Raw genomic sequence first — 17,501 nt, 5'->3', positions numbered from 1 at the left:
ACGCCACACTACGACGCCGGCTTGAACGCCGCTGCCCGCTTTTCCATATTGGCGATCACCGCCTCGCGCTGGTTGGCGCCGCCAATCAGCCGGTCCTGCTCGACCGATTCGGCCAGCAGGATGGCGGCGCCGTCGCCGTCCTCGCTCACCTGCATCAAGCGCTTGGCGGCGCGGATTGCGTCCGGGCTGCGGTTGGCAATGTCGCGCGCGGTGGCTAGCGCGGCGGCGCGCGGGTCGTCCACCACGGCGGTGGCCAGGCCCAGCGCGCAGGCTTCTTCGCCGGTGACGATGCGGCCGCTGTAGATCAGCTCGCGCAGGCGGTCGGGGCGCACCAGGCCGCGCATCAGCAGCATGCCGGCCATGTCGGGCACCAGCCCCCACTTGATCTCCATCACCGACATGCGCGTGTCCGCGGTGACATAGCGCAGGTCGGCGCCGAGCGCGACCTGCAAGCCGCCGCCGAACGCCACGCCGTGCACAGCGGCGATCACCGGCACCGGCAGTTCGCGCCACACCATACAGGCGAACTGCGGGCGGTTGGAGATGCCATGGCTGCGCGCCGCGAGGCGCCCCGCGGCGATGGCGTCGCCCTGGCCATCGCCCAGCCCGGCCATGCTCTGCATATCGAGCCCGGCGCAAAATGCGCGGCCTGCGCCCGACAGCACAACGGCGCGCAAGTCCGGTTCGCGCGCGAGACGCTGGCCGGTCTCGATCAGCGCGTCGAACATGGCGGGGTCGAGCGCGTTCATCTTGTCGGGCCGGTTGAGCCTGACCTCGGCCACGCCCTCTTCGAGGGTCAGGATGATGCGTTCGCTGCTGGTGTTCATCTTGCATGGCTCCTTGCTGGAATCGGGTCCTGCGCGGTGGGCAGGACATAGTCTTTGAATTGTTCGCGCAGCTTCACCTTAAGCAGCTTGCCCGTGGCGGTGTGGGGCAGTGAGTCGACAAAGGCGACGTCGTCGGGCACCCACCATTTGGCGACGCGCGCGGCGAGAAACGCGAGCAGTTCGGCGGCGCTCACGTCCTTGCCCGCGCGGCGCACCACCACCAGCAGCGGGCGCTCTTGCCACTTGGGATGTGGCACGCCCACGACGGCGGCTTCGGCCACGGCGGGATGGCCCATGGTGGCATTCTCCAGGTCGATGGAAGAAATCCACTCGCCGCCTGACTTGATCACGTCCTTGGCGCGATCCACCAGCTGCACATAGCCGTCGGCATCGATATTGGCAACGTCGCCGGTGTCGAACCAGCCGTCGGCGTCGAGCGCGTCGTGCTCTGCCTTGAAGTATGCCGAGGCGATCCACGGCCCGCGCACCTTGAGCCGGCCAAAGGCCTGGCCGTCGTGCGGCAGCGCGTTGCCCTGGTCGTCCTCGATGCGCAGGTCCACGCCCCACAGCGCGCGGCCTTGCTTGAGCTTGATCTTCAATTGCTCCTGCGTGCCCAGCGCATGATGCTTGGGCAAGAGCGTGCTGATCACGCCGATCGGGCTGGTCTCCGTCATGCCCCAGCCCTGGACAAAGCGCGCGCCGAACTGCTGCTCGAAGCGCTCGATCATCGCCGCCGGCGCTGCGGAGCCGCCCACACCGGCCAGCTTCAGCCCGAGCGAGCGCGGATCGATCTCGGGATGCGCATCCAGGTACTGGAACAGCATCAGCCACACCGTGGGCACCGCGGTGGAAAAGGTCACGCGTTCGTCGCGCAGCATGCGGTAGACGTTCTCGCCGTCCAGGTGCTGGGCGGGCAGCACCATCTTGGCCCCCGTCATGGCGCATGCGTAGGGCATGCCCCAGGCGTTGGCGTGGAACAGCGGCACGACCAGCAGGATCGCGCTGTCCGCGCTCACGCCAAAGGTGTCGAACGCACAAGCCTTGAGGCTGTGCAGCACGGTGGAGCGATGCGAATACAGCACGCCTTTCGGGTTGCCGGTGGTGCCCGATGTGTAGCAAAGCGACGACGCGGTGCGCTCGTCGAACTGCGGCCACGCATAGTCCTCGCTGCCGGCCTCGACCAGGTCTTCATAGCACAGCAGGCTGGGCAGCTTGCCGGCGAGGCCGAGCGCGTCGGTGCCGGCGCGATCGGTCATTGCCACGTAGTGCTCGACACTGGACAGGCGCGGCGCGAGTTGCGCCACCAGCGGCGCGAAGCACGGGTCGAAGAAGAGCACGCGGTCTTCCGCGTGATTGATGATGTAGTCGATCTGCTCGGGGAACAGGCGGGGATTGACGGTATGCAGCACCACGCCCGCGCCCGACACGCCAAAGTACAGCTCCAGGTGGCGATGCGTGTTCCACGCCAGCGTGCCGACGCGGTCGCCTTGCTTAACGTCAAGTCCGCCCAGGCCGCCGGGGCCGACGAGCGCACTGGCGACCCGCTTTGCGCGGCGGTGCACCTGCGCGTAGTTGGAACGCACCGTGCCGCCATCGATCGTGCGCGACACGATCTCCTGCAGCGGGTGGTACTGCGCGGCGTACTCGATCAGTGAGGAAATCAACAACGGACGGTCTTGCATGAGGCCTAGCATGGTGCGCGTCTCCTGGTTTCGCATGGATGTCGACTTGGTGGTGCGATGCGTAGCCAGCGGTGGTCAGCGGCCCTTGAATGCGGGCTTGCGCTTTTCCAGGAACGCCGCCACGCCTTCCTTGAAGTCCTCGCTCTTCGATGCGCGCGACTGCAGCGTGGCTTCGCGTTCGAGCTGCGCCGGCAGGTCGCTCTCCAGGCTGGCGTTGAGCGCTTCCTTGATCAGGCCGTAGGCAAAGGTGGGCATCTGCGCCAGGTGGGCGGCCAGCTTGGCGGTCTCGGCCGGCAGGGCTTCGTCCTCATGCACCTTCCACACCAGGCCGATGCGATGGGCTTCTTCGGCATCGATTTTCTCGGCCAGGATGGCCAGCGCGCGGGCGCGCATCTCGCCCGCGTAGCGGGGCAGGAAGTAGGTGCTTCCCGCATCGGGCACCAGGCCGATTTTCGAGAACGCCTGCAGGAACGACGCGGAGCGGCCAGCCAGCACCACGTCGCCGGCCAGCGCCAGGCTCATGCCGGCACCGGCCGCTACGCCGTTGACCGAGGTGATGACGGGCTTGGGCATATTGCGCAGCGCCAGGATGATCGGGTGGTAGCGCTCGCGCAGCAGCGTGCCCGAATCCTGCAGCCCGGGCTCACGCCCGGCCAGGTCGGCGCCCGCGCAAAAGCCGCGGCCATTGGCGGTCAGCACCACCGCGCGCACGGCCTCGTCCTGCGCGGCGCGCTCGACGGCGGCGCGCAGATCGAGCATCAGCGCGCTGTTGAGCGCGTTGAGCACGTCGGGGCGGTTCAGGGTGATGGTGGCCACGCCCTCGGCGGCGTGATAGAGCACGGGTGATGTCATAGGTGTCTCCTTGTCGTAGGTGTTCTGATGCACAAATGCACGAAGGCGCAAATGCACGGTGGCTTGAGTGTGTGTAGCGCCGCGCGGCTCAGGCCGCCTTGCCCGGTGCCTTGGGCGGATGCAGTGCATCGGCCGACGCGTCGCCCAGCTTGCTGCCGCCATCGCAGTCGACGATGGTGCCGGTGATATAGCGGGCGTTGTCGGTTGACAGGAACAGCGCCGTATTGGCGATATCGTCCTTGTCGCCGTAGTCGCGCAGCGCCAGGCGTGCCTTGAAGCGCGCCTCCATTTCCGGCGTGGGCGCGAGCCGCGCCATGCCCTCGGTGCCGGCGATGGGGCCGGGCGAGATGGCGTTGACGCGCACGCCGGCCGGGCCCCATTCCATGGCCAGGCATTTCACCAGCATGTTGATGCCGGCCTTGGCGGCGCAGACGTGGGCCTGGAACATCATGGCGTTGACCGCCTGCGGCGCGGTGATGGCGATCAGCGAGGCGCCCGGCGCATTGAGAAAGGCAAAGCAGGCGCGAAAGACGTTGAAGGTGCCGATCAGGTCGATATCCACCACGGTCTTGAAGCCGTTGGCGGACATGCCCAGCGCCGGCGCCACGAAATTGCCGGCCGCGCCCGAGATCACGATATCGATCGGGCCAAGCTCGTCGCGCGTGCGCGTGAGCGCCGCCTCCACCGCGGCGTAGTCGCGCACATCGGCCGCCATGCCGATGGCGCTGCCGCCGGCGTCGTTGATGCTGGCCGCCGCCGCGGCGATGCGCTCGGGGTCGCGGCTGACCAGCGCCAGCCTGGCGCCCGCCTTGGCAAAATGCCGGGCGATGCCCAGGTTGATGCCGGACGAAGCGCCGGCGATAAACACGACCTTGCCGGCCAGGACGTCATCTTTGAACGCGTTGGACATGGGTTTCCCTCACCAGGATGGGTTGGATGATGAAAGCGGATGGCCCGGCACGGAAGGTCGGGCGGGAAGATCAGCCGCGCACGCGGCGCGGGCGCACGGACGGCGGGGCCGCCAGGGGCGGCAAATCGGGGAGCAGGATGGCGCGGGCTGGTGCTGGCGATGCCTCGAACATCGCCACCGGACGGCTGGAACGGGTCATGTCTGTCTCCTGGCTTTTATCTTTTGCCATTGATCTTCACTGATCTTTTAAGCGGCCTCTGACTTGGGCCTCCGACATCCTACTCCGAAGCCGTGATTCGATCACGTGCGGATCTGGCAATGGCAGCGCGCGCGGCGCGCAAAAGAAAAAGCCCGCACCCAAGCCGGCGTGCGGGCTGCCGTCCGCGATGGACGGGCCAGTGTGTCATGAAGCGCGCCCCCGCAGCTTCATGACGAGGTCGATGATGATGCAAAGGCGCGTGGCGCGCCTTGACCTGGGTCAAGCGGGCAGCATGCCGGGTTCAGGCCAGCAGCGCCGTCACCAGGTCCTTGCTGCGGGCGGCGGGCACCTGCTCGAAATGCAGCGCCGCCTCGACGTGGTTCAGGTGCTCCACCATCAGGGTCACCGCGCGCTCGGTGTCGCCGGCGCGGGCGGCCTCGATGAAGTCGCGATGCTCGTCCGAGGAGCAGGCGGCGTCGCGGCGGGACTGGTAGAGCATGGTGATCACCGCGCTGCGCAACGACAACTCCTGCAGCATGCCCGTCAGCACGCCATTGCCCACCACGTCCGCCAGCATGATGTGGAAATCGCTGAGCAGGCGGGTGCGCACATGCGCATCGCTGCCGCCCAGCGCTTTCTTCTCGGCGACGAGGTGCCGGTCGATGCGCTTGTAGTCGGCGGCGGTGGCGCGCGCCACGAATTCACGCGCCAGGGCCGCCTCCAGGATGCGGCGCACGGCAAACACTTCGCGCGCCTCCTCGGCGCTGGGCTTGGCCACGAAGGCGCCCTTGTCCGGCACGATCTGGATGAGCTTGTCCTTGGACAGCATCAGCAGCGCGGCGCGCACCTTGGTGCGGCTGACGCGGTAGACGCTGGCCAGGGCCTCTTCGCGCAGCTTGGTGCCGGGCGGCAGGCGGTGCGAGACGATCGCCGCGACGATGTCTTCGGCGATCGCTTCGGCGGTCATGGCAGGGTCGATATGCTCAGGCATGGTCGCGCACTTGCGCAGCGTCTCGGTAGGAGGAATCCCGAGATTCTAGCGCCCCGCGGCCGCGCCGGGCAGCGGGGATGCCCCGGGGGTAGGCAGGGCGGCCTCGTGCGGCGCCGGGGCAAAGCCCGCTTCAAGGTCGCTGGCGTCGATCCTGCCGTTGAGCACGTCGTGGGCGCGTGCCCGGTCGATATCCTTTTCCCAGGCGGCGACCACGACGGTGGCCACGCAGTTGCCGATCAGGTTGCCGACCGCGCGGGCAATGCCGATGAACCAGTCCACCGACAGCACCAGCACCAGCCCGATGGCGGGAATGGCCGGGTGCGCCGACAGCGTGGCCGCCAGGATCACGATGGCCGAGCCGGGGATGCCGTGCGCGCCCTTGGAAGTGACCAGCGCCACCGCCAGGATGCCGAGCAGGTCGCCCAGCGCCAGCGGCGTATTGGTGGCCTGGGCGATAAACACCGCGGCCAGCGTCAGGTAGATCGAAAAGGCATCCAGGTTGAAGGAGTAGCCCGTGGGGATCACCAGGCCCACCACCGATTTCTTGATGCCGAGGAACTCCAGCTTCTTCATCACCTGGGGCAGCACGCTGTCGGATGATGCGGTGCCCAGCACCACCAGCAGCTCGGCGCGCAGGTAGCGGATCAGCTTGAAGACGGAGAAGCCGCACAGGCGCATCACCGTGCCCAGCACCACCATCACGAACAAGGCCACCGCGCCGTAGAACACCAGCACCAGGTAGCCCAGCTGCTTGAGCGAGCCGATGCCGTGCTTGCCCACGGTGAAAGCCACCGCGCCCAGCACGCCCAGCGGCGCCAGCTTGATGATGAAGCCCATCATCTTGAACAGCGTGTGCGAGAAAGTATCGATGATCGTCACCAGCGGCTGGCCGCGCTCACCCACCAGCGACAGCGCGCAACCGAACAGGATCGATACCAGCAGCACCTGCAGCACGTCGCCGCTGGCGAACGCACCCATCACCGTGCTGGGGATCAGCTTGAGCAGGAAGTCCACCATGCCCGCACTCTTGACCTTCTCGGCGGTATCCACATAGGCGGACATGGCCGAGGCGTCGAGCGAGGCCGGGTTCACGTTCATGCCGGTGCCGGGATGGAAGATGTAGGCCAGCGCGATGCCCAGCGCCAGCGCGATGGTGGTGACCACCTCAAAGTAGAGCACGGCCTTGATGCCGACCCGGCCCACCTTCTTGAGCTCGCCGGCGCCGCAGATGCCTGCCACCACCACGCAGAACACGATCGGGCCGATCAGCATCTTGATCAGCTTGATAAAGGCATCGCCGAGCGGCTTGAGCTTGGCGGCAATTTCGGGGAAAAGCAGCCCGAGCGCAGTCCCGAGCACCAGGGCGACAAGGACCTGGCCAAACAGGGATCGGAAGAAGCGCGAAAAGGCGGCTTGCGGGCGGCCGGAAGCCGGCCGTTGCTGGACTGCTGGGTGCATCGTTGTCTCCATGCGGACGCGTCCTAGACGTTGGCTGGCGCATCCTGTCGTGCTGTGGAATTGCCGGTTGCCCGCGTGGCGGACAGCCGGCCTGACGTCCCGCGCGCGCTGCCGGGTGAGGGCTGCGCCGCATCGTGGATTCGCCCTCTTGTCGGCGCGTAATCCACGCAACTCGCTGTCCGGAGCGGATTGTCCGCAGCGAATTGTCGGAACGTGGAAGCCAATATAGTGCATATCATTTTTGTATGCAATTTTTGAATTCACTGTGCTACCATGAATCGCACAAAATAGAGCTCTCGCACGAGAGTCAGGGCGCACCGGGATGGTCCGGCGGCGCCGGCCCGGCACCCGAGGCACCGCTGGCGCGGGGCTTGCATGATCCGGCGCCACCCGCATTCGCGCACTTCCAGCAGGAGACACGCATGGCAGCAACCCTCACGCCCACTACCGAAACCGGGGCGCGCATCATGGCCTGGGCCGATACCCTGGCCGTCCACACCGAGCAGCCCGGCATGCTCACCCGCACCTATCTCACCGAGGCTCACCACGGCGCCGCCGCGCAGCTCACCGAGTGGATGCAGGCTGCCGGCATGACGGTGCGCCGCGACGCGGCCGGCAACGTGATCGGCCGCTACGAGGGCACCGCGCCCAATGCGCCCGCGCTGCTCACCGGCTCGCATTTCGACACCGTGCGCGATGGCGGCCGCTATGACGGCAACCTCGGCGTGATCCTCCCGATCGCCTGTGTGGCGCAGTGGAACCGCCAGGGCAAGCGCTTCCCGTTCGCCATCGAGGTGGTCGGCTTTGCCGAGGAAGAGGGCGTGCGCTTCAAGGCCACGCTGCTGGGCAGCCGCGCCATTGCCGGCACCTTCGACACCAATGTGCTCGACAACGTGGACGACTCGGGCAAGACCATGCGCGAAGTGATGCGCGCGGCAGGTTACGATCCCGCTGGCCTGCCCGCCGCCGCGCATGCGCGCGAGCAGGTGCTGGCGTTCGTGGAAGTCCATATCGAGCAAGGCCCGGTGCTGCTCAACGAAGGGCTGTCACTGGGTGTCGTGACCGCGATCTCCGGCGCCACCCGCTTTATCGTGGAACTTGAAGGGCTTGCCGGCCACGCCGGCACCGTGCCGATGGACATGCGCCGCGATGCCGCCATGGCCGGCGCCGAGATCGGCCTGTTTATCGAGCGCCGTTGCAGTGGCCTGCCTGGCCTGGTCGGCACGATCGGGCAGTTCAACGTGCCTAACGGCGCCGCCAATGTGGTGCCGGGCCGCGCGGTCTTCTCCATCGACATCCGTGCCGGCGAAGACGCCGTGCGCCAGGCTGCCGTGAATGACGTGCTGGCGGAAATCGAGCGCGTGTGCGCCCGGCGCAATGTGCGCGTGCAGATCCGCAAGACCCATGAGGCCGTCAGCGTGCCGTGCGCACCCTGGCTGCAACAGCAATGGGCGGATGCCATCGCCCGCCAGGGGCTGCCGGTGCGCCACCTGCCTTCCGGCGCCGGCCACGACGCCATGGCCATCGCGGCCATTGCCGATGTTGCGATGCTGTTTGTGCGCTGCGGCAACGGTGGCATCAGCCATCACCCCACCGAGATCATGACCGCGGAGGACGCCGCCAGCGCGGCTGCCGTGTTCAGCGATTTCGTCGAGCATTTCGACAAGCATTCCGCGCGGCAGCAGTAAAGCGCCCGCATCCGCCATCCTGAAAGACTTTTTCGAGAATCAACATGACCGCAAGAGACAACGTGAACCCGCTGCAGACCACGCTCACCAACTACATCGACGCCCAGCGTCCCGCGCAGGAAGCCTTCCTCGCCGAACTGGTCAAGGTGCCGTCGGATAACCCGCCGGGCGATTGCGACGCGCACGGCGCGCGCGCCAAGGTGCTGCTCGAAGGCCTGGGCTTCAAGGTCGAAGCGCACAAGGTGCCGGACGAGCTGGTCAAGGCCGCTGGCATGATCAGCGCCACCAACCTGCTGGTGCGCAAGACCTTCGGCACCGGCGGCCCCACCATCGCCATGAACGCCCACGGCGACGTGGTGCCTCCGGGCCTGGGCTGGACCAAGGACCCGTACGGCGGCGAGATCGCCGACAGCGAGCACGGCCCGGTCATGTACGGCCGCGGCGTGGCCGTGTCCAAGTCGGACTTCGCCACCTACACGTACGCCGTGCTGGCGCTGATGGAAGCCGAAAAGCAAGGCGCCAAGCTCAACGGCACGCTGGAACTGCAATTCACGTATGACGAGGAAACCGGCGGCGACATCGGTCCCAAGTTCCTGCTCGACCAGGGCCTGAGCAAGCCCGACTACGCCATCTCGGCCGGCTTCTCCTACGGCATCACCTCGGCCCACAACGGCTGCCTGCACGTGGAAGTGACGGTCAAGGGCAAGCAAGGCCACGCCGCCATGCCGCACACCGGCGTGGACGCGATCGAAGCCGCCACCCACATCCTGCAAGCCATCTACGGCCTGCGTGCCGAGCTGGCCACGCGCAAGTCGAAGACGCTGGGCATCGATACCGCCACGCTGAACGTCGGCCTGATCAAGGGCGGCATCAACACCAACGTGGTGCCGGACCTGGTGACCTTCCGCGTCGACCGCCGCATGATCCCCGAGGAAATCGGCTTCGACGCTGAGGGTGAACTGCGCGCCGTGGTCGAGAAGGCCGCCAAGGACCGTCCGGGCATCGAGGTCAAGGTCGAGCGCATCATCCTGGCCGAGCCGCTGTCGGAACTGCCGGGCGTGGAAAAGCTGATCGGCGCCCTGAAGGGCCGTGCCGAGGAAGTGTTCGGCGTGGAGATCCCGGTGCAAGGCGTGCCGCTCTACACCGATGCCCGCCACTACACCAAGTACGGCATCCCCACCGTGCTGTACGGCGCCGGCCCGCGCACGCTGATGGAAGCGCGCGGCCACAACTCGGACGAGAACCTGCGCCTGAACGACCTGAACCGTGCCACCAAGGTGGTGGCGCTGGCGCTGTCGGATCTGATCGGTTGATCCGTCATGGTCCCAGGGCTGGTATCCGCCTTGGGACTAGAAGAGGGGGCAGGCGCTCGCCGCGCCCTCTCGTCAGCCTTGATCGCAAGATCATGCGCATGACGAATATATTTAACTATCAAGATCCACTTTAAATTCCTCACTGGAATTAACTCCAGTGGATCGGCTGTCTGCCGGCTTGGGGCCGGCCAAGTCTTACGGCCTGGCCGAGCGCTCCACCGGCGGCGTTTCGTCCCCATCTCCCAGCGACCGCTGCATCAGCACCGTATCGATCCACTGCCCGTGCTTGAACCCGACGGACTGCAGCCGGCCGATGGTGCGAAAGCCCACCCGCTCGTGCAAGGCCAGCGAGCCAGCGCCTTCGCCGCTGGCGGTGCAGGCCACTACCGCCACCATCTGCCGCCACGGGCCGCTCTCGCAGCGTGACACCAGCGCGGCAAGCAGCGCCAGGCCAAGGCCCTGGCCCCGGTAGCGCTCGTCGATATAGACCGAATCCTCAATGGCAAAGCGGTAAGCACTACGCGTGCGGTAGGCGCTGGCGTAGGCATAGCCCAGCACCTCGCCGCCGCGCTCGGCCACCAGGTAGGGCAGGCCCTGGCGTTTCACCTCGGCGTGACGCAGGCGGATGTCGTCCACGCCTGGCTCGACTTCCTCGAACGATGCGCGGCCGTGACGCACATGGTGCGCGTAGATGGCCTGGATGGCGGGGATGTCGGCAGCGGTGGCGTCGCGGATCGACGGGCTGGCGCAGGCCTGGACTGCGGCGGTGGCATTGGCCACGGCCATCGGCGTGGCAGAGGCGGCGCTGAGTGTGGCGAGAGGGGCTTTCATGATGCTGGCGCGGCGAGCGGTCTGGGCAGGTGAGCCGGTTCGAGCGTAGTCGATGCCGGAGGAAAGGCGATACGTGGATGAAAGCCGCGTTGCGGCAAGCTGCCCCGCGGTGGCAAGGGCCGGGGCACGCTGCAACCTTAACTTGCGCCGGTGCTATAAAGGAAGCTTCGCTGACTTATGCAGCGCATAAGAAATTCTTTGGCATGCGGCATCTCAATCCCGACTTCCTGCAGGCTTTTTCGCTGGTTTGCGATCTTGGCAGCTTTTCGGCGGCGGCCGAGCGCCTCGGCTTGAGCCAGCCGGCGGTCAGCCTGCAGGTGCGCCAGCTGGAGCAGCGTTATGGCCTGCGCCTGCTCGAGCGGGTAGGGCGCCATGTGCTGCCCACCCCCGCTGGCGAGGACTTGCTGGCGCACGCGCGCGGCGTGGCCGGTGCGCTGGCCGCCGCCGACGACAGCATGGCGCGCCACGCCGGTGGGGTGGTCGGCCGGGTGCGGCTGGGCACGGGCGCCACCGCCTGCATCTACCTGCTGCCTGCGGTGCTGCGCGACCTGCGCCGCGCCATGCCCGCGCTGGAGATCGTGGTCAGCACGGAAAACACCGGCGAGGCGCTCAAGGCGGTGGAAGACAACGCCCTGGACCTGGCCTTCGTGACGCTGCCGGCCTCTGGCCGGATGTTCGACATCACGCCTGTGCTGGAAGACCCGTTCGTGGCCATCGGCCCCGCCGACGACGAGCCGTTGCCCGCTACCGTGGCGCCCGCCGACCTGGCTGGCCGGCCGCTGGTGCTGTTCTCGCCCGGCGGCAATACGCGCCGGCTGGTGGACGAATGGTTCCTGCGCGCCGGCATCAGCGCACGCCCGGTGATGGAGCTCGACAGCGTCGAGGCGATCAAGGAACTGGTGGGCGCCGGGCTGGGCTATTCGGTGCTGCCGGGCATGGCGCTGCCGCCGGGCCAGCCGCGCGCGCGGATCGCCGTGCGCCCGCTGGCCCCGCCGCTGGCGCGCACGCTGGCGCTGGTGTTGCGCCACGACAAGCCGCTGCGCGCCGGGCTGCGCGCCACCGTGGCGGCCCTGCTGCGGCTGGCGCCGGAAAGGCAAGGCCCGGCCTGAGCCGGTATGCCACCTCTCGGGGGCATGCGGGCGGGCAACGCCGCTTGTATAGTGCGGGTTTCAGCCCCGGCGCCGGGGCCTCGGTCGAACCAGGAGTGCCGCCATGATTACCATCTATCACAACCCCCGTTGCTCGAAGTCGCGCGAAACCCTTGCGCTGGTCGAGGCAGCCGCTGGCCGGCTGGGCGAGCCCGTGGAGATCGTGGAATACCTGAAGACGCCGCCCACGTTGTCCACGCTCAAGCAGCTCCACACCATGCTGGGCGTGCCGGTGCGCGAGATGGTGCGCGACAACGAAGCGCCCTACAAGGAGCTGGGCCTGGCCGATCCGGGCCTGACCGATGCCGAGGTGCTGGGCGCGGTGGCCGACCACCCCATCCTGCTGCAACGCCCGCTGGTGGTGCGCAACCGCCGCGCCGCCATCGGCCGCCCGCCCGAGAACGTCGCCCCCTTGCTGGCCTGAGCCGGCGCCGGCAAACCTTGGCCCCGAAATAAAACCGGCCCCCACCTAGGTGAGGGCCGGCCCGGTCAGGGAGGCTGGACTGCTTCAGGCGGGTCGTCTAATGAACACCCAGCCAGTGCATGGCCTCCTGGCCGAAAGCGATTGCCGCCAGGACCACCAGCAGGATCACCAGCGTCACCGCGCTCACGTAGACCGTGGCCTTGGCGACTTCGGCATCGTCCTCCAGGGAGTGCGGACGGGTGGACTCGCGCGAGGATGGGGTCACGTGCGGCCAATGCAACCGGCCGGCCATCTGGCGCAAGTGCAGGTTGGGATGGAAACGCATGGGCGACACCTCCTGGGCGTGGCTCGCGAGGCCGTGCAAGCCGTATATGGCGTGGCGCCGCGGCAGCCCTGAGAGACGGAGTGGGTTCGGATGCCATATACGTCTTAACTATAGCTGGCGTGGCCCAGGATGCGAGGCCGGCGCAAGGCCCGCGGCACCCCGCAGGCCAGCCTGCTCAGGCCGTGGGAGCTGGCGGCGCGCCGTCGCCTTCGGCCAAAGCTTGCGCGGCGGCCAGCGTGGCCTCCCGCGCGCGCAGCTCGGCGAGCATGTTGCAGAACAGCGCACCTTGCTCCAGCGCATCGTCCAGCGCCACATGGGTGTGCGGCAGCGGGTCTTTCCACTCGGCCGGCAGCGCCGGCTTGACGGTCTTGCGGTAGGGCAGCCCGGTCATGGCAAACCCGAGCGTCTTGATGTCGAGCGCGGCCCAGCCAAACGGCGAGCGGCCGGCAAAACGCATCATGTACCAGAACATCCAGGTGAAGTCGAAGCCAGCCGGAAAGGCCACGAAGACCGGCTTGCCGGGCAGGCTTTCCACCCACTCCACGTAGCGCACCATGGCCCGCTCGGGCGGCTCCAGGTCCCGCCGGCAGGCGGCCCAGGCTTCCGGCTGGGTTTGCCACCACTGCATCTGCGCCGGATGTCCGGCCGCGCCCGGCAGCGTTTCCAGGTTGGCCGAGAAGGTGCTCAGCACGGTCTTGTCCGCCAGCATCGCGGCGGAGGCGAACGACAGCATGGAGTGCGGCCCGGGGATGGGGCCGTCGGCCTCCACGTCGGTGCTGACATAGATTTCGGGACGGGTGTCAGGTGCCTGTCGCTTGGCCATGGCCTGCCTTGGAAATGAGGTTCGGGAAGCGCGGTGGCGGGTTTAGCCCGCTAGGCCACATCGATCAGGTGGTCCGCCACGTACGGGTTGTTCCTGCGCTCCTCGCCAAAGGTGGAGACGGGCCCATGGCCGGGCACGAAGGTGACGTCTTCGCCCAGCGGCCACAGATGGGTGCGGATCGAGCGGATCAGGTCGGCGTGGTTGCCGCGCGGAAAGTCGGTGCGGCCGATCGAGCCGGCGAACAGCACATCGCCCACGATGGCAAGCCGGTTGGCGCGCGAGAAAAACACCACGTGGCCGGGCGTGTGGCCCGGGCAGTGGTAGACCTCCAGCGTCTCGCTGCCGAACTGCACGGTGTCGCCCGTGTCCAGCCAGCGCTGCGGCTCGAAGATCTCGGCATGGCCAAAGCCGAAGCGGCGCGTCTGCTCGGGCAGTTGCTCGATCCAGAAGCGCTCGTCCTCGTGCGGCCCCTCGATCGGGATCCCAAGCTCGCGCGCGAGCGACGCGGCGCCCGCGCAATGGTCCACATGGCCGTGGGTGAGGAAGATCTTCTCCAGCGTCACGCCGTGCTCTTTGACCGCCGCATGGATGCGGTCAAGGTCGCCGCCGGGATCGGTCACCGCGGCGCGGCCGGTGGTCTCGTCGATCAGCAGCGCGCAGTTCTGCTGGAAGGGCGTCACGGGAATCAATAGCACTTGCATGGAGCGGAATTCAGGAGGGGGAACGCGGGAGATCGCGCAAGCCGCGGAAACCGCGGGCGCCTGATGCGCCACAACGGGCGCAACCGCCGGGACGGCCCGCGATTGGAATCGTCCTCGCATTGTAGCGTCGGGCACACTGGAACGTGCTGCGCCCGGCAGCGCGGCCAGGACATGATGCCATGCGGGCATCACACCGCGAAAGCCTTGCCAGGACTGGCATTGCGCCCGGCCGCCGCCGAATCGGGTACGGTTTTTGCCGCGTGTTACAGACAATTCGTAACATAATCAAGGCCATAGGTGTAACTGCGTGATGCTAGACTCCCGCGATGTCTTGGTTACCCCCCTATTTTTCCCGCCCCGGGCGGATCGTCCGCCTGTGCCTGCACGCCACGTGCGCGCTGGCGCTGGCCGCCTGCGCGATCCCGCCGGCGGATGAAGGGCAGGAGGGCATGCCCACTGCCGCCACCCCGGGAAGTGCCAAGGCTGCCAAGCCGGGCAAGACGGCAAAGGGCGACAAGAACGGTGGCAAGAACGGCAAGGCCGATGATGCCGCCAGGGGCGAGGCGACCGATCATGCCCAGAAAGACAACGGTAACGGCTGGGGCCTGTTCCGCTGGGGCGGCGGCAACGATGCGCTGGGCGAGGGCGTCGGCCAGGGCTCGCTGGAAGGCTTGCGGCCCGATCTGGGCTCCTTCGAGCAGCGTGGCCTGGCATCCTGGTATGGCAAGGGCTTCCATGGCCGCAAGACCGCCAATGGCGAGCGCTTCGACATGCGCGCGATGACCGCCGCGCATCCCTCGCTGCCGCTCGACAGCTGGGTGCTGGTGCGCAACCTGCGCAACGGCAAGGTCGCGGTGGTCCGCATCAACGATCGCGGGCCGTATCACAGCAACCGCGTCCTCGATGTCTCCTACGGCGCCGCCAGGCGCCTCGGCTTCACGGACCACGGCTCGACGCAGGTGGAGATCCGGCGCCTGTCGCGCTCCGAGGTGGCGGCGCTGGGGCCACAGATCACGCCGGGCGACGACGATGCGGGCGATGGCGGCGACGATGCCTCCACCGTTTCCGAGATGGCCGACAATCCCGCCAGGCCGGCGCGCACGGCCCGCAAGGCGCGCAAGCCTGCCACCACCAAGCGCAAGAGCCGCTGAGCCGGGGCGCGGACCATGCAGCCCTGCCAGGTCCGCGAGGCCGACGGCGCCAGCCTCGCGCTTGTCTCCGGCTTACTCCCTGGCTTCGTCGTCCGCGCCACCCTCGGCGCGCTGCGCCAGCGCCAGCCGGTACAGCGCATCCGTTGGCGCGCCGGTAATGGCGGCGGCAAGCTTGGCGGCCCGCTTGGCCGGCAACTCGGCCAGCAGCAGGCCCAGCACCTGCTGGGCGCGGGCGTCGGGCAGGCCGGCATCCGCCGCCGCGGGCGCGGCCCCTTCCACCACCAGCACGAACTCGCCCTTAGCGCGCGACGGATCGGCTGCCAGCCAGGCCGGCGCCTCGCTCACGGGCAGCACCTTGATTTCCTCGAACAGCTTGGTCAGCTCACGGCCAATCAGCAGCCGCCTGCCGGCCGGCAGCGCGGCGGCCAGCGCCGCCAGCGTGTCGGCGATGCGGTGCGGCGCCTCATACACCACCCAGGCATGGTCCAGCGTGGCCAGCCCGGCGATGGCGTCGGCGCGCGCACGCGCCTTGGGCGGCAGGAAACCGGCAAAGGTGAAGCGGCCGTCACCGCTGTCGAGCATCGCACCCGCCACCGACAACGCGGCTACCGTCGCGCTCGGGCCGGGCAGCGGCACCACCGCGTGGCCCGCGGCGCGCGCCGCTTCCACCAGCCGCGCGCCCGGATCCGAGATGCCGGGCGTGCCCGCATCGGACACATAGGCGATGCGCTCGCCGGCCGCCAGCCGCGCGTTGATGCGCTCGGCCGCTTCGCGCTCGTTATGCTCGTGCACCGCCAGCAAAGGGCGATGCAGCCCCACGCGCGTGAGCAGTTGCCCGGTGTTGCGGGTGTCCTCGCAGGCCACGGCATCGACCAGGCCGAGCACATGCAGCGCCCGCAGCGAGAGATCGGCCAGGTTGCCGATCGGGGTGGCCACCACATACAGGGTGCCGGACGGGTAGGACTGGCCGGCCGCCAGGGAGATCCAGTCAGTCATGCTTGAGAACTTCCGTTGAAACCATCATTCAAATCCACGATGTCGCCAACGCAGGCGCGGGGAGCCCGGGCCGAGTCGCGCGCGCTGGACTACCTGCAAAGGCAGGGCCTGGCGCTCGTGGTTCGCAATTATCGCTGCAAAGGCGGCGAGATCGACCTGATCATGCGCGAGGCCGACGGCACGCTGGTGTTTGTCGAGGTGCGCCAGCGCGCCAGCCGTGCTTATGGCGGTGCGGCGGCCAGCGTCACGCCCGCCAAGCAGCGGCGCATCCTGCTGGCGGCGGCGCATTACCTGGCCGCGCAGGCAGGACAGGGCTTCGAGCCGCGCTGCCGGCTGGATGTGGTCGCGCTGGAGCCGGGCCGCCTCGAATGGATCCGCGATGCGTTCGATGCTGGCGCGGCGCAATGAAGCGGCAGGCAGCCCAGGCGCCTGCGTCATAATGCAGCGGTATCTTGCGGCGCATGCCGTATTTGAAAAGCGTTTGAAAACAAGAAGGCCGATCGAGCCATGCATATCGATAGCATCCAGCAGCATTTCTTCGACAGCGCGGAGACCAAGCGCCAGGCCGCCACGGTGATGGCGCCGCACATCGCCGCGGCGATCGAGCGCCTGGTTGGCGCGCTCACCAGCGGCAACAAGATCCTGGCCTGCGGCAACGGTGGTTCCGCCGCCGATGCCCAGCATTTCGCGGCCGACCTGATCGGCCGCTTCGAGCGCGAGCGCCCGGGCCTGGCGGCGATTGCGCTGATCACCGACAGTTCCATCCTCACCGCCATCGGCAATGACTACGATTTCAGCGTGGTGTTCTCCAAGCAGGTGGAGGCGCTCGGCCAGCCGGGCGACGTGCTGCTCGCCATGTCCGCCTCCGGCAACGCCGCCAACGTGATCGCCGCGGTGCTGGCCGCCAAGCAGCGCGACATGAGCGTGGTGGCGCTGACCGGCCAGGGCGGGGGCGAGCTTGCCGGCCTGCTCGACGAATTCGACGTCCACCTGTGCGTGCCCAGCGAGCGCGCGGCGCGCATCCAGGAAGTGCACCTGTTGACCCTGCATTGCCTGTGCGACGGCATCGACGAAGCGTTGCTGGGCGAGGGGTAAGGCCTGCGCCCGCCCAAGCCCGCCGCGCGGCGCTGCCGCCTTTTGCCAACACCGTTTTTTTGCCTCACCGCTTTCAGCAAGGACCGC

At 68.0% G+C, this 17,501-nt stretch carries 19 protein-coding genes; 7 read left to right on the top strand and 12 right to left on the bottom strand.

Going from position 1 to position 17,501, the window contains the following annotated elements; all coding sequences use genetic code 11:
• Positions 1-8 precede the first annotated feature (8 nt).
• The 7 genes from F7R26_RS19530 to F7R26_RS19505 form a co-directional block, all read right to left on the bottom strand.
• Complete coding sequence (locus F7R26_RS19530) at positions 9-827, bottom strand: crotonase/enoyl-CoA hydratase family protein (protein WP_150992557.1); 819 nt, start codon at positions 825-827, stop codon at positions 9-11.
• On the bottom strand, positions 824-2,521 hold the full coding sequence (locus F7R26_RS19525) for a long-chain-fatty-acid--CoA ligase (protein ID WP_150992555.1): 1,698 nt from the start codon (positions 2,519-2,521) through the stop codon (positions 824-826). The genes F7R26_RS19530 and F7R26_RS19525 overlap by 4 nt, the downstream gene beginning before the upstream one ends.
• Positions 2,522-2,584: 63 nt before the next feature.
• Positions 2,585-3,361: an enoyl-CoA hydratase-related protein gene (locus F7R26_RS19520; RefSeq protein WP_150992553.1), complete on the bottom strand. Its 777-nt coding sequence runs from the start codon at positions 3,359-3,361 to the stop codon at positions 2,585-2,587.
• Between the two features lie 88 nt (positions 3,362-3,449).
• A complete protein-coding gene (locus F7R26_RS19515; RefSeq protein WP_150992551.1) occupies positions 3,450-4,271 on the bottom strand; it encodes an SDR family oxidoreductase in 822 nt (273 codons plus the stop codon).
• A gap of 70 nt (positions 4,272-4,341) precedes the next feature.
• Entirely contained in the window at positions 4,342-4,470 is a 129-nt protein-coding gene (locus F7R26_RS41480) for a hypothetical protein (protein WP_277820350.1), read from the bottom strand.
• A 301-nt stretch (positions 4,471-4,771) separates the two neighbouring features.
• Positions 4,772-5,461 carry a GntR family transcriptional regulator gene (locus F7R26_RS19510; RefSeq protein WP_043350559.1) on the bottom strand — a complete coding sequence of 230 codons (690 nt, stop codon included), beginning with the start codon at positions 5,459-5,461 and terminating at the stop codon, positions 4,772-4,774.
• A 45-nt stretch (positions 5,462-5,506) separates the two neighbouring features.
• Positions 5,507-6,919 (bottom strand): C4-dicarboxylate transporter DctA, encoded by a 1,413-nt coding sequence (locus F7R26_RS19505; RefSeq protein WP_150992549.1) that lies wholly within the window; start codon positions 6,917-6,919, stop codon positions 5,507-5,509.
• Positions 6,920-7,341: 422 nt separating this feature from the next.
• Here F7R26_RS19505 and F7R26_RS19500 point away from each other — a divergent pair, with 422 nt between their 5' ends.
• Both F7R26_RS19500 and F7R26_RS19495 read left to right on the top strand, forming a co-directional pair.
• The gene (locus tag F7R26_RS19500; RefSeq protein WP_150992547.1) at positions 7,342-8,607 is read left to right on the top strand and encodes an allantoate amidohydrolase; all 1,266 of its coding nucleotides are present in this window, start codon (positions 7,342-7,344) and stop codon (positions 8,605-8,607) included.
• A 44-nt stretch (positions 8,608-8,651) separates the two neighbouring features.
• Positions 8,652-9,920 (top strand): M20/M25/M40 family metallo-hydrolase, encoded by a 1,269-nt coding sequence (locus F7R26_RS19495; protein ID WP_150992545.1) that lies wholly within the window; start codon positions 8,652-8,654, stop codon positions 9,918-9,920.
• 195 nt (positions 9,921-10,115) lie between these two features.
• Here the strand turns inward: F7R26_RS19495 and F7R26_RS19490 are convergent, their stop codons facing one another.
• Positions 10,116-10,706 carry a GNAT family N-acetyltransferase gene (locus tag F7R26_RS19490; protein ID WP_150992589.1) on the bottom strand — a complete coding sequence of 197 codons (591 nt, stop codon included), beginning with the start codon at positions 10,704-10,706 and terminating at the stop codon, positions 10,116-10,118.
• A 248-nt stretch (positions 10,707-10,954) separates the two neighbouring features.
• Between F7R26_RS19490 and F7R26_RS19485 the strand changes: the two genes are divergently transcribed.
• Both F7R26_RS19485 and arsC read left to right on the top strand, forming a co-directional pair.
• The gene (locus F7R26_RS19485; protein ID WP_193692095.1) at positions 10,955-11,860 is read left to right on the top strand and encodes a LysR family transcriptional regulator; all 906 of its coding nucleotides are present in this window, start codon (positions 10,955-10,957) and stop codon (positions 11,858-11,860) included.
• A 103-nt stretch (positions 11,861-11,963) separates the two neighbouring features.
• Positions 11,964-12,323 carry an arsenate reductase (glutaredoxin) gene (gene arsC, locus F7R26_RS19480; protein ID WP_150993568.1) on the top strand — a complete coding sequence of 120 codons (360 nt, stop codon included), beginning with the start codon at positions 11,964-11,966 and terminating at the stop codon, positions 12,321-12,323.
• Positions 12,324-12,420: 97 nt separating this feature from the next.
• Here the strand turns inward: arsC and F7R26_RS19475 are convergent, their stop codons facing one another.
• From F7R26_RS19475 to F7R26_RS19465, 3 genes are all read right to left on the bottom strand, one after another.
• Entirely contained in the window at positions 12,421-12,648 is a 228-nt protein-coding gene (locus F7R26_RS19475; RefSeq protein WP_150993566.1) for a hypothetical protein, read from the bottom strand.
• A gap of 175 nt (positions 12,649-12,823) precedes the next feature.
• A complete protein-coding gene (locus F7R26_RS19470) occupies positions 12,824-13,471 on the bottom strand; it encodes a 3'-5' exonuclease family protein (RefSeq protein WP_150993564.1) in 648 nt (215 codons plus the stop codon).
• 50 nt (positions 13,472-13,521) lie between these two features.
• Complete coding sequence (locus F7R26_RS19465; protein ID WP_150993562.1) at positions 13,522-14,172, bottom strand: MBL fold metallo-hydrolase; 651 nt, start codon at positions 14,170-14,172, stop codon at positions 13,522-13,524.
• Positions 14,173-14,498: 326 nt separating this feature from the next.
• Between F7R26_RS19465 and F7R26_RS19460 the strand changes: the two genes are divergently transcribed.
• On the top strand, positions 14,499-15,323 hold the full coding sequence (locus F7R26_RS19460) for a septal ring lytic transglycosylase RlpA family protein (RefSeq protein WP_150993560.1): 825 nt from the start codon (positions 14,499-14,501) through the stop codon (positions 15,321-15,323).
• Between the two features lie 72 nt (positions 15,324-15,395).
• Here F7R26_RS19460 and rsmI read toward each other — a convergent pair whose 3' ends face one another.
• Positions 15,396-16,319 (bottom strand): 16S rRNA (cytidine(1402)-2'-O)-methyltransferase, encoded by a 924-nt coding sequence (gene rsmI, locus F7R26_RS19455; protein WP_150993558.1) that lies wholly within the window; start codon positions 16,317-16,319, stop codon positions 15,396-15,398.
• 39 nt (positions 16,320-16,358) lie between these two features.
• Between rsmI and F7R26_RS19450 the strand changes: the two genes are divergently transcribed.
• On the top strand, positions 16,359-16,727 hold the full coding sequence (locus F7R26_RS19450) for a YraN family protein (protein WP_150993570.1): 369 nt from the start codon (positions 16,359-16,361) through the stop codon (positions 16,725-16,727).
• Positions 16,728-16,826: 99 nt separating this feature from the next.
• Entirely contained in the window at positions 16,827-17,414 is a 588-nt protein-coding gene (locus F7R26_RS19445) for a phosphoheptose isomerase (protein ID WP_150993556.1), read from the top strand.
• Positions 17,415-17,501 lie beyond the last annotated feature (87 nt).

The organism is Cupriavidus basilensis (assembly GCF_008801925.2).
Taxonomy (GTDB): Bacteria; Pseudomonadota; Gammaproteobacteria; order Burkholderiales; family Burkholderiaceae; genus Cupriavidus; species Cupriavidus basilensis.
The sequence above is the reverse complement of the archived record's forward strand: the minus strand, read 5'-3'. Positions and strand labels throughout refer to the sequence as shown.